The organism is Enterococcus casseliflavus NBRC 100478 (genome assembly GCF_001544095.1).
Taxonomy (GTDB): Bacteria; Bacillota; Bacilli; order Lactobacillales; family Enterococcaceae; genus Enterococcus_D; species Enterococcus_D casseliflavus.
This window is the reverse complement of sequence record NZ_BCPT01000003.1, coordinates 204,109-216,365: the sequence shown is the minus strand read 5'-3', so window position 1 is coordinate 216,365 and position 12,257 is coordinate 204,109. Positions and strand designations below refer to the sequence as shown.

Genomic DNA, 12,257 nt, shown 5'->3' with positions numbered 1-12,257 from the left:
TTAAACGCCTCCTTTCACGATGATCGCATCGCCAAATGTTTGCTTCAAATTGCTCTCGGTAAAGACTTCACTGACTGGTCCCGCAGCGATCAGGGTTTGATTGAGCAGAACCAAGTAATCAAAGTATTCGGTGATTTTCCCCAGATCATGGTGAACGATAAAAATCGTCTTGCCAGCATCTCGCAAGTTACGCAACAGGCCGACGATGATCGCTTCACTGGTGGCATCGATCCCTACAAAGGGCTCATCGAGGAAAATATAGTTGGCATCTTGAACCAACGTTCGAGCAATCAAGACCCGCTGAAACTGCCCGCCGGACAATTCCCCAATCTGACGTTCCGCAAAGGATTCCATTTCTACCGCTGCCAGAGCGGCTGTCACTTTCTGCCAATCGTTTGCCGACATCCTTTGGAACATGCGCATCTTAGGATACAAGCCTAAAGATACGACTTCTTTGACTGTGATCGGAAACGTGTAATCAACCGCAGTCTTTTGTTCGACATAGGCAATTTCCTTTTGAAAGTCTTTTAACGCTTTTTTGTCGACACTCATGTTCCCACTGGAAGGGATCAATTTCAACGCCGCTTTGATCAGCGTCGACTTCCCTGCCCCATTTGGACCAATGATCCCTACGATCGACGGTTTTTCTACTTGAAACGACAAATCCGAGATCACTTGATGATCGCCATCATAGGCTGCGGATATTTCTGAAAAAGTAATCATTATTTTCACTCCATTTCCATAGTTAAGGATAGTTTATTTATTTTTTAGGTAGACCTAACTTATTTTTATTATACAAGAAAGGATTTGTTTTGCAAGACAGTTCTCTTGATTTTTTTAAGAAACACCGCAATTTCTTGGCAATGACTCTTGAAAACTAAGATTCTATCTTTATTTATTGAGTAAAAGTTGGTGCCCACAAACACGGATGCCATCAATTTCTTTCTATCTTTTGAGCGCAAAGCATTTGATTTATTCTTAATAAAAGAGATCATTCCTCGGCACCTCAGTGACGTACGTTTTTTCAATAACAGAAGAGAGGCGAATCAAAGCCTCTTCGCTTTCTCCCTTCATGATTAATACCAAACAAATCAAAGAATCAATAATTCTTCTATTTCCACAAATTCACGAATTCACTCTTTTTTATGATGACCAAGAAACCCTTTCATCTAGACTAAAACGCTTTATAAATTAAACTTTTCTAATTATTATGTGATTTTTCGAACAAAAGCTAAAAATAACATGACAACTATGTTAGTCTTTGATTTGGAAAAAGTTTTAGGAGGAATAAAAACAATGAAGAAAATTTTCCAAACACTATTAGTCCTAACCTCGTTAGCAACTTTGAGTGCTTGTGGCGCTGATTCACAAACAAGCAGCAGCTCAAGTACTGGTTCATCTGCTAATGAAGAAACAGATGCAACTTCTGCTGCATCTGGTCAAGAATACACAGACCCTAGCGAACTTGCAGACAGCTACGATGTCGTGATCGTCGGTGCAGGTGGCGCTGGAATGGCCGCTGCGATCCAAGCAAAAGAAGCTGGCGCAAACCCAGTTATTTTAGAAAAAATGCCAATTTCTGGTGGGAATACATTGAAATCTTCAGCAGGAATGAACGCTTCAGAAACCAAATTCCAAGAAGCAGAAGGCATCGAAGATTCAAACGATCTATTTTATGAAGAAACATTAGCTGGTGGTCACAACACCAATGATGAAGAATTGTTGCGCTACTTTGTGGATCATTCAGCAGAAGCAATCGATTGGTTAGATTCCATGGGTATCACTTTAGACAACTTAACAACGACTGGCGGGATGAGTGAAAAAAGAACGCACCGTCCATCGGATGGTTCTGCTGTTGGGGAATACTTAGTTGATGGTTTGATGCGCAACATCCATGAATTGGAAATCCCAATTTTTGTGAATGCCGATGTCAAAGAAATCAATGAAGAAGATGGTCAAGTCAACGGGGTGACCGTTGAAGTAGAAGGAACCGAACAAACCATTGATGCCAAAGCAGTTGTCGTTACAACAGGCGGTTTCGGTGCCAATTTCGACATGATCACCGAATACAAACCAGAATTGGCAGACTACGTGACAACGAACCAAGAGGGTTCGACTGGTGATGGGATCAAAATGATCGAAGCATTAGGTGGACAAACGGTTGATTTAGAGCAAATCCAAATCCACCCAACAGTGGATCAGTCTAAATCACTGTTAATCACTGAAGCTGTCCGTGGAGAAGGCGCGATCTTGGTCAATCAAGAAGGCGAACGGTTCTTCAATGAAATGGAAACACGAGACAAAGTCTCTGAAGCGATCATTGCCCTACCTGAAAAATCAGCAACGTTAGTTTTTGATGCAGGTGTCAAAGAACGCGTGACAGCCATTGATTTTTACGAGCAACAAGGGTTAGTCAAATCCGCTGACACGATCGAAGAATTAGCAAAAGAATTGGACATGCCAGAAGCAGCGCTTGCTGACACGATCGCTACGTGGAACAGCAGTGTGGCTGCTGGTGAAGACGAAGCCTTTGGACGCAGCACAGCAATGGACAACGATTTGTCAACAGGACCTTACTATGCTATTGCCATCGCTCCTGGTATCCACCACACGATGGGCGGCGTGAAGATCAACACCAACACAGAAGTGATCGCTACGGATAACGAGATCATTCCAGGTCTTTTTGCAGCCGGTGAAGTAACTGGTGGGTTGCATGGTGAAAACCGAATTGGCGGTAATGCCGTTGCCGATATCATCATCTTCGGACGCCAAGCAGGAACAAAAGCTGCCGAATTTGCGCAAGAAAATTAAAACACTCTCTATAAAAAAGAAGTACTTACGTTTTTTTCATCAACGTAAGTACTTCTTTTTTCATATAATTGACACAATAGTTTTTATTGTTCTGGTGCTGTCACTTTGATAATTTGCACCTCATAAGGCGCCAACTGAAGCTTTTGGTTTGTCGTTTTTCCAGTAAGCAAATCGATTCCTGAAGTTGCTACCTCTACTTCTTGATTTTCTTCGGAAAAATTCATCACAAAATAATAGGTGGTCGGAGCGAGCTGCTCTTGCTGACTTTCTCTACTTTGGATCGACACGCTCGTTGAACCTTGACGGACCCACTCATTTTGTAAGCGAAGCTGTTGTGTTACTTCTTGATAGAAGTCTTCCAAAAAGGCTTGATCCGTCCGTCCCCCAAGATAGTAGGCACTTCCTTCGCCATAATCATTTGCGGTCACTGCAGCTTGACCTTGATAAAAATCAGCACCGTAGACCCCTAACGTTTGGGCAGTGTTTGTTTGAACAACACTACAATAATCATGAATTTGGTACTGCTGCTCCTTCATTAAAAGCAGATTTTTTTGTTTCGGATATAACGTATCGATTTCTTTCACAGACACACCAAACAGTGCTTCTAACTCTTGGGGCCAGCCCCCTAAATAGGTCAAGTCCGTTTCATTCACGATCCCCGTCAAATAAGTGGAAACCAGCGTCCCGCCATTTTTCGTATACTGTTGAAACTTTTTCATAGTTTCTTTTGGTAAAAGGTAAAGCATCGGAGCGATGATCAATTGGTAAGAGTCAAAGTCATGGTCTTTCGTGATGACATCAACCGCGATGTCATGATCCCAAAAATAGCGATAATGCTCTTGCAACGTTTGTGGGTAGCGTTTGCTCTCCAAACCAAAACCTTGCGCATCATTGAGCGCCCAATTGTTATCCCAATCATAGATGATCGCCACTTTGGCTTTTTTGTGCAATCCTTTGATTTCTTTGATTTCTTCTAAGGCTTTTCCCACTTCTGCTACATCTTGAAAAACACGATTCTGTTCGTCGTTGTCATGGTCCACGACGGCCCCATGGAACTTCTCAGATGAGCCTCGAGATTTTCGCCATTGGAAATAAAGATTACTATCTGAACCGTGAGCAATAAATTGCATAGAAGACAACAGATGCATCCCGGGGCGTTTCGTGCGATTGACTGGATGCCAATTCACACCACTAGGGGTTGATTCCATGATCAAAAAGGGTTGCTTTTTCAAGCTACGGTACTGATCATTGATAAACCCAACCTTACTTGCCAAATCAGCGGTCGTTCCCCAATCATTATGCCAAGCAGGATAACAATCCCAACTAATGACATCTACATGCTGGGCAAATTTTCCATAATCAAGGCTATAAAAGGGAATCAAATCTCGGGTATCTGCCATGAAATTCGTTGTGATCGGCACATCTGGAGACAAACGACGAATGTCTTTGATCTCATGTTCATAGAAATCAATGGTCTGATCGGTCACAAAACGATGCCAGTCTAGATTTAGTCCATGAACTTGCATTTCGCCGATCGGTGAAGGAGATTCGATTTGCGACCAATCGGTGATCGTATGGCTCCAGAAAGGTCCCCACCAGGCCTCATTCAAGGCTGCTAATGTTTGGTACTTCTGCTTGACCCACTGACGAAAGTTTTCTTGGCAAATGGGACAATGACAATCTCCAGAATACTCATTGGAAATATGCCACATCAATAGTGCTGGGTGATCGTGGTAGCGTTCAGCTAATTTCCGATTGATGATCGCCACTTTCTCACGATAGATCGGTGAAGAAAAGCAGTGATTGTGACGCCCGCCGTGTAACATTTTTTCCCGTTTTTCATTGGTCCGTAGAACTTCAGGGTATGCTTTAGACAACCAGGCAGGACGCGCGCCGCTTGGCGTCGCTAAAATGACGTTGCTGTTTCGTTCGGCGAGCTCATCCATGATTTTGTCTAACCATTCAAATTGAAACACCCCTTCTGCTGGCTCTAAGGCACTCCAAGCAAAAATACCAAGGGAAAATGTATTAGCATGAGCTTTTTCCATTAGTTCTAAATCTTTGGCTAAGATCTCGGGATAATTTAGCCACTGGTCAGGATTATAATCCCCACCATGTAAAAAGCGTTCTTCTAAGTTATATCTTGTCATCTTCTCTTCCTATCCTTTTGTGCCACCAGCGGTCAAACCGGAGACAAAATGTTTTTGTAATGCAATAAAGACGAGTGCGATCGGAATACTGATCAAAATAGCCCCTGCCGCAAAAGTCGTATAGCTGGCTCCCATTTTATCCGTGACTAATTTGTATAACCCGATGGGTAGTGTATAGTACTCAGGATTACGTAAAATCACAGAAGACAGAGCAAAGTCTCCAAGTGGTCCAGTAAAGCCATTCATGGCAACGACTGCCAGCATTGGTCGTGATAAAGGAATCAAAATTTGCCAGAATATTCGCGTATTGCTTGCGCCATCTATCTTGGCACTCTCGTCTAAATCTAACGGGATCGAGTCAAAATACCCTTTCAATAAGTACGTGTTCATGGGAATCTGGCCCCCAACGTAAATCAAGATCAGCAACCAATGGCTATTGATCAAGCCGAGCATTTGCGCCAATACAAAAATTGCGATCAAGGCAGAGAACTGCGGAATCATTTGTAGTAGTAAGAACAGCATCAACCCATTTTTACGGCCTGTAAAACGAAACCGTGAAAAGGAATACGCCGTCATGGAGACAAAAATCAGTGACAAGAACATGGTGCATACACTGATTTTTAATGAATTCAAATACCATTGACTATAATAAAGCGAGTTGTCACCAGCAAACAATTTCGTGTAGTGACTTAATGTCGGACTCGTCGGAATCAGACTCGTACTTACTAAACTGTTCCCAGGATTAAAACTAGCACCGATCGTCCAAAGTAAAGGGTAGACGATCACTACTACCGTAAAAATCAGTATGAGATACGTCAAGGATAGGCGGACAAATTTTTGTTTCTTCATACTTGCTGCCTTCATGTTATCCAACCTCCTTGAATGAATTTGTTCGGCGGAATTGCCATAAAGCAATCGCGATTACGACGATCGATAAGAGAATCGTCAACGCTGCTGCCAGTGCATATTGACTATTTTGCATCGTGAGCTTATAGATCCACGAAACCAAAATATCGGTACCACCAGCGGTCGAACCAGGAACTGCTGGTCCACCAGAATTAAACAGATAAATAATATTGAAATTGTTGAAGTTAAACGTATATTGCGTAATCAAAATCGGTGCCATTGCATAAAGCAGTAATGGCAATGTGATTCGGCGAAATTTTTGTAAAGCTGAAGCACCATCGATGGTCGCCGCCTCATACAAATCATCAGGAATGGATTGCAGCGTCCCTGTAGTCACGATAAAAATATACGGAAAGCCTAGCCAGCCTTGAATCAGTAGCAAAGCTAAACGGGTCCAATTCGCACTCGTTAGCCAAGGAATCGGTGAAATCTGGAAGAAATTCAAAATCGAATGATTGATCGCACCAAAGGAATCATTGAACATTCCTGAAAACACCAAGATCGTAACAAATCCCGGAACTGCCCATGGGAGGATCAAAATCGTTCGAAAGAACTTTTTGAGTCGTAGTTCTTTTTGATGCACCAGCACCGCTAAAAATATTCCGATAGAAACTTGTAACGTTGAGGCGATCAAGGTCCAGATAACTGTCCAGCCCAGAACATTGAAGAAGGTACTACGCCAAATATCGACAGTAAAAATCTTCTTAAAGGTCTCTAATCCCACCCAATCTGCTAAATTGGCAGGTGCAGAATGATACAGATCATAGTTCGTAAAAGCTAACGCGATACTAAAGAGAATCGGAAAAATAACAGAAAACACGAGTAAGAAAAATGCTGGGCTACTCATTAAATAAGGATAGCCTTCTCTTAATAGTGCCTGGTAGCTTTCACGGATAGAGTTGACTGGTAGCTCATTGTCTCTTAATTCACCGTTTTTATAGGCATCACGGATGTTTAAATAATAGAACAACAGACCAAAACCGATGACGATCAAGGCAACTAATCCTTCTGCTAATAAAAAGATGGAATTGTCTCTCGGCACTTCCACGCCTAATGTCACGATGCCCCAAAGTCCCATATTAAATAAATCTTTAAAGACGACAAGATACATAGCAAAAAAGAAGAAAAATAAAGCGCCTTTGATTTTTTGCCGATTATAGAGTTGACCGAATCCTGGTATTATCGAGAATAGCATTGCTCGTTTTGCATACGACTGCGTGATTTTCACATTTTCGCCCCCTGTAAGAAAAAGCCGCTGACAAACGTTTCGTTCGGCCTTACTTGATTCCTAATGATGAATGACCATCCGAAACGTTTGTCCTTGAGACGACTTTCTAGTTTTGAATTGCCGCAATGGCTGATTTGATCTGTTCGACTGCTTGTGGTAAAGCTGTTTTCGGTTCAGCCTTTCCAGTAGCAATAGTTTGCAATGCGGCATCCATTGGTTCCCATACTGAATTCATTTCAGTGATCCCAGGCGTTAGTTCTGCGTGTTGGGACTGAGCGGCAATGGCTGCAGCACTTTCACTTTCTTGAACTGCTGGATCATCTGCCAATGAAGCAACCGCTGGTACTTCCTGTGTTTTTTCATAACGAACTTTTGAATTTTCCTCATTGCTGATAAATTTGACGAACGCTTCCGCTAATTCAGGGTTTTGGGAATAGCTACTTACGTTGTAGCTTTTGACACCGATAAAGGAGCCCATATGTTCACCATTGCCTAATAATGGCAATTCTTTCACACCATAGTCGATGCCCGCTTCTTTATAAGGAGACAAGTTCCATGGTCCCGAGACGACAGCTGCAGCTTTTCCTTCCGTAAATAAAGAGTCCAACACATTGATTCCTTGTTCACCGACCAATCCGGATGGAAAAACACCTGCATCATAAAATTGTTGGATATAGTCTGCCCCTTCGATCGCGCCTTCATTAGCTAATCCAATATCTTCAGGGTCATAGGATCCATCGGCATTCTCGCCAAAAACATAACCGCCATAACCGCTCAATACACCTTGTGCGTAATAAATTTGATCCCATAATGCCAGTAACCCATAACTGTCAGCACCTAAAACAGACTTGGAATACTCCAGCCACTCATCCGTTGTCTGTGGCAAGTCTTCTTCGGAAATTAGTTCTTTGTTATAATACAAAATTTGTGTTTCAACCGCTTTTGGTAAGCCGTAGACTTTGCCGTCAACGATTTGCGATTGCATTGCTGATTCTGTATACAGCTCTTGTAGCGTTTGATCGACTGTTAATTCTTTCAACAAACCTTCGGTAACGGCTGTACCGATTTGATCGCCAGGAATCGTGATGACATCCGCACCTGTACCAGCGGGTCCATCCAATCGTAAATCTTCGATCTGTCCACCATAGGCTTTTTCGACCACTTTGATCGTCACATCGTGTTCTTCTTCAAATTGTTTGACTGCCTCTTCAATCCCAGCTGATTTTGCTTGGTCCTCCCAGACCAATAGATCATAGTCCTTATTGCTGCCACTATTTGCTGCAGTACTATCTGTCCCTTCACTTTGTGGACCGCAAGCACCTAATCCTAAAGCTGCTACACTTAAAAAAAGAACTCGAGACATTTTTTTCATCATCATTTCTCCACCTTTTCTTTATTTTGCAAACGCTATCTTCTCGTTTATAATAAATTATTTTACTTAATATGTAAATAGTTTTACTAAATTAATTTCTCCAACGGAGTAAATAAACGGATAAAATCAAGGTTTATCTCACAAATAATTTTTCAAAATACCTCCACGCTCTAAACTTTCACTATTGAGTAAATATATTTAGTAAATTCATTTACTTGGTAAAGTTGTTAGCGTATACTAGAAGAAAGAGGTGAAGAAGATTGGTTACAATAAAAAAAATTGCCGAGCAATCAGGCTTTTCACAAGCGACTGTTTCCCGATTATTGAAAGGCGACGAATCGTTGTCGATCGCAGCCGATACGCGTCAAAAAATTATTCATACCGCTTTATCACTAGGTTATGATCGCTCAAAAATAAAAACAACACTAGAAAAAATCGCCGTCCTTTTCTGGCTGACAGAACAAGAAGAGCTGCAAGATGTCTATTTTCGACAATTGCGTATCTCTTTAGAAAAATATGCGAAAATCAACAATTTGGAAATTCAACTGATCACCCATGAAGATGATGTTTTAGAAACACTGCAAGAAGTCGCCGGATTTATTGGGATTGGCTCTTTCACTGAGAAAGAAACGCAGCAGTTCAAATCCGTTTGCCCCTATGGCGTCCTTTTGGAAATCAACCCCTGTCCAGAGCTGTTCGATACGGTCAAACCTGATACTGATCGAATGACGCAACTGGCGATCGAGCTATTTTTAACAAAAGGATACCGAAAGATCGGCTTTATTGGTGGTGCTTATCTAAATCCTGATACCCAACGTGCAGAAATGGATAGTCGCGAGGTCATCTTCCGTCAAACGCTGGCTCGTCGAGATGCGCTCGATGAGGCGTTCTTATTTAGTGGTGGCAATTTTTCCGTTGAAACCGGCTATCGTTTGGCGAAAAAAATGGTGGAATCCCTTGGTGATAATTTGCCAGAGGCGCTCTTTGTGGCTTCTGACACCATCGCAGTTGGTGTGCTCCAAGCGTTAAATGAACGATCCATCATCATTCCTGATCGCTTGGAATTAATCAGTATCAACGACAATGAGATCGCAAAATTTGTGGCTCCCCCTCTAACAACGTTTAACATTGATGTGGAGGAAATCGCCAAAACCGCGATCGATTTATTGGTGGATCAGATCGTTCATCCTCGAGCGATCACCAAAACAGTCCTTTTAGGTGCTGAACTCATCGAACGAAAAAGCTTTACGCAAGCATAAAAAACGCCCCTAGAAAGTTAGAAAAAGCTAACTTTCTAAGGGCGTTTCATTGTCTAAATCGAAAAAAGCATTCTTACGTTTTTCACATCTCTTTCGCCACAGCATACACAAGATGCGGCATGTCCACTTGCCGATAGTGTTTGACAAAGCGATCCACCAGCTTCATTCCATTGCGCAATGCCACATTTATGGAGGCTTGATTGGTCTCACGAATGATCGAATAAACAATGGCGGCATTCAGCGTTGCAAACGCATAGTCTTTACAAGCCTGGGCGGCTTCTGTGGCAAACCCATGATGCCAGAAGTTCTTTTGAAACAAGTACCCAATTTCTAAAACGGCTTCTCCCTTGACGTCTTGCCATGTCAACCCGCATTGACCGATCGCTTGCCCTGATGCTTTCTCAATCACTAGCCACAAGCCAATGTGATCGTTTTGATAGCGTTGCAGCTGTTTGTCGATCCAACCAGTGACTTCTTGCTCACTGAAGGGTCCTTCATAGGCAATCATAACTTCTGGATCTTGCAAAATCTTTTCAATCGCTGGTCGATCGTCATGACTCATTTCTCGCAGCACTAATCGCTTAGTTTCAATTAGTGGTTCCATGGTGGTTGCGCTCCTTCCTATTCCATTCGGTTTCTTTTCAAAAAATACCAACTCGCTGCCCATGCGGTGATGGGTAAAATAATCACCGCTGCCAGACCCGTGATCAAACAAACGACCAATTCTGAGACGAACGCCTTCGAATTGATCATTTCACCAAAGGAGATCGACAAATCTTGAAACCACGCAATCAACGCCAGATTACTTCCCATAAAGGCAAACAATAAGGTATTGATCGTTGAAGACAATACGTCTGATACCACGGTCATACTACTTTTACTTAATGCCTTGATCGAGACTTGCGGGTTTGCTTGAAAAAGTTCATAGGTCGCAGTGCTGATCGCCATACTCCCATCTGCCACCGCCCCCGAAAAACTCATCAAAATGATCGCAGTCATCAATGTCTTAAAATCGATGGCTACATCAAAGGAATGCATCGCCAACTCATCCAGTTCCTCTGCCGAAAACCCATGCAGATTCATTGCAGAGAGCACAAGCGGAAATAGTAGTAGAAAAAGCCCTAGAAAGACCAACACACAGACAAAGGCAATTTTGGTTTTCTGATTGACGCCGTTCACGAAAAACAAGGTGATCGCCGCCACGGCTAAAAAGGCAACACAAGCCGCTGGTAAGATCGGTGCCCCTCGGTCAATCAGGACCAGCAGCGCTAGAAAGACAGCCACATTCATAAACAGACCAGTGACTTGAAACAGCCCTTCGATCCGAAAAACAGCGAAAGTCAGCAAGAGAAAAAGCAAGATCAACACAAACAAAACATTCATTTTGCTTTCCTCCTTTGTAGTTCAAAGCAAAGGAGCGTCAACGGTACCGATAAAACCAGCGCAAAGCCGCCGCATAATGTACGCACTATTTCTAAAGAAAGATGCATCGGCAATGCTTGCGACAGCAGCCAGCCATTTGCTAGGTAAAACAATAGCGCTGGCATACTCCCACTTAAATAAGCAAACAACAAGACATTGATCATCGAAGAAGTCGTATCTTGCGCGATGGACCGACCGATCGCTAATCGTTCCTTGCGGCTAGTCTGGGGATTGATGCGCTGGATCTCATCTAGACTGGCAATCAGCATGACAATATTGTCCATGCTGGCACCGATCGCGCCAATCAGCAGACTCCCTAGATAGACACTGCGATACGGACGGGTCAGAAACGACATTTCTTCATAGCGCAACCCATGATCTTGCAAAAGATCCATGGCGAACCGACAGAGAAAAAACGCCAAGAGGACGCTGGCTAACGAGGCAATGATTTTGCGGCTGTCGATCGTACGAAAGCCATAGGAAATCCCCATCGTCAAAACCAACGAGACGATCGTAAAAACGATCATCAAAAAGACCAATGAAAAGGAGCTGTTGCTTTTGTGAAACCAAAGAAAAAGGAGCAGCAAGCAAGTATTCACAAAGATACTAAGTAAAGCCCGCAAGCCCTTTTTGCCACCAATTGCGACTACTGCCATCAAAAATAAGGCAAGGAAGAAAAAGAGATACCCATCCCGTTTTTGTGCTTGTACCTGCCAGCCATCCCCTTCTTTTTGCAAAAGCAGCTGTTGTCCGGTATGATACAACGGATGAATCGCACCGTTGGGGGTGTATTGCGTAGTGACTGTCCGTAGTACCCCCGCTTCTTCTCCGTTACGAACGATCCCTTGGATCTGCTGCTGGTCGGCGGCGACTTGAACCGTTTGTACTTCTATGATCGGCTGTGCATAAAAGCGGCTGCTTTGGGTTTGGATCAGCCAGCTCAAGACCAGCACGCTAACAAAGGCCGCTAGATAATAATACTTTTTCAAGACCGTCTCCTTTCATTTTCAGCAAAAAAAGACTTAGACAAATCACCAGTCCTACGACCAATCACCTTGTGAGGCTGGATGACTGGTCGAAATGGTTACTGTGTCGGCGAGACTAACTGC

General features: G+C 43.0%; 10 protein-coding genes. 2 read left to right on the top strand and 8 right to left on the bottom strand.

Features of this window, described 5'->3' with window-relative positions:
* On the bottom strand, nucleotides 1-723 hold the full coding sequence (locus ECA1_RS04250) for a metal ABC transporter ATP-binding protein (RefSeq protein WP_060791832.1): 723 nt from the start codon (nucleotides 721-723) through the stop codon (nucleotides 1-3).
* Between the two features lie 573 nt (nucleotides 724-1,296).
* Here ECA1_RS04250 and ECA1_RS04240 point away from each other — a divergent pair.
* On the top strand, nucleotides 1,297-2,811 hold the full coding sequence (locus ECA1_RS04240) for a flavocytochrome c (RefSeq protein ID WP_034857667.1): 1,515 nt from the start codon (nucleotides 1,297-1,299) through the stop codon (nucleotides 2,809-2,811).
* Nucleotides 2,812-2,894: 83 nt separating this feature from the next.
* Here the strand turns inward: ECA1_RS04240 and ECA1_RS04235 are convergent, their stop codons facing one another.
* The 4 genes from ECA1_RS04235 to ganS form a co-directional block, all read right to left on the bottom strand.
* Nucleotides 2,895-4,961, bottom strand: a complete 2,067-nt coding sequence (locus tag ECA1_RS04235; protein ID WP_060791830.1) for a beta-galactosidase — start codon at nucleotides 4,959-4,961, stop codon at nucleotides 2,895-2,897.
* A gap of 9 nt (nucleotides 4,962-4,970) precedes the next feature.
* A complete protein-coding gene (ganQ, locus tag ECA1_RS04230) occupies nucleotides 4,971-5,825 on the bottom strand; it encodes a galactooligosaccharide ABC transporter permease GanQ (RefSeq protein WP_081091710.1) in 855 nt (284 codons plus the stop codon).
* Between the two features lies 1 nt (nucleotide 5,826).
* Complete coding sequence (locus ECA1_RS04225; protein ID WP_282956820.1) at nucleotides 5,827-7,095, bottom strand: sugar ABC transporter permease; 1,269 nt, start codon at nucleotides 7,093-7,095, stop codon at nucleotides 5,827-5,829.
* A 106-nt stretch (nucleotides 7,096-7,201) separates the two neighbouring features.
* On the bottom strand, nucleotides 7,202-8,473 hold the full coding sequence (ganS, locus tag ECA1_RS04220) for a galactooligosaccharide ABC transporter substrate-binding protein GanS (protein ID WP_081091709.1): 1,272 nt from the start codon (nucleotides 8,471-8,473) through the stop codon (nucleotides 7,202-7,204).
* Between the two features lie 254 nt (nucleotides 8,474-8,727).
* Between ganS and ECA1_RS04215 the strand changes: the two genes are divergently transcribed.
* Nucleotides 8,728-9,726, top strand: a complete 999-nt coding sequence (locus tag ECA1_RS04215) for a LacI family DNA-binding transcriptional regulator (protein ID WP_060791829.1) — start codon at nucleotides 8,728-8,730, stop codon at nucleotides 9,724-9,726.
* An 82-nt stretch (nucleotides 9,727-9,808) separates the two neighbouring features.
* Here ECA1_RS04215 and ECA1_RS04210 read toward each other — a convergent pair whose 3' ends face one another.
* From ECA1_RS04210 to ECA1_RS04200, 3 genes are read right to left on the bottom strand one after another with little or no spacing between them, the layout of a single operon-like run.
* The gene (locus tag ECA1_RS04210; RefSeq protein ID WP_034857670.1) at nucleotides 9,809-10,330 is read right to left on the bottom strand and encodes a GNAT family N-acetyltransferase; all 522 of its coding nucleotides are present in this window, start codon (nucleotides 10,328-10,330) and stop codon (nucleotides 9,809-9,811) included.
* A 17-nt stretch (nucleotides 10,331-10,347) separates the two neighbouring features.
* Nucleotides 10,348-11,109, bottom strand: a complete 762-nt coding sequence (locus ECA1_RS04205; protein WP_060791828.1) for a YibE/F family protein — start codon at nucleotides 11,107-11,109, stop codon at nucleotides 10,348-10,350.
* A complete protein-coding gene (locus tag ECA1_RS04200; RefSeq protein ID WP_060791827.1) occupies nucleotides 11,106-12,137 on the bottom strand; it encodes a YibE/F family protein in 1,032 nt (343 codons plus the stop codon). Before ECA1_RS04200 ends, ECA1_RS04205 begins: the two co-directional genes overlap by 4 nt.
* Nucleotides 12,138-12,257 lie beyond the last annotated feature (120 nt).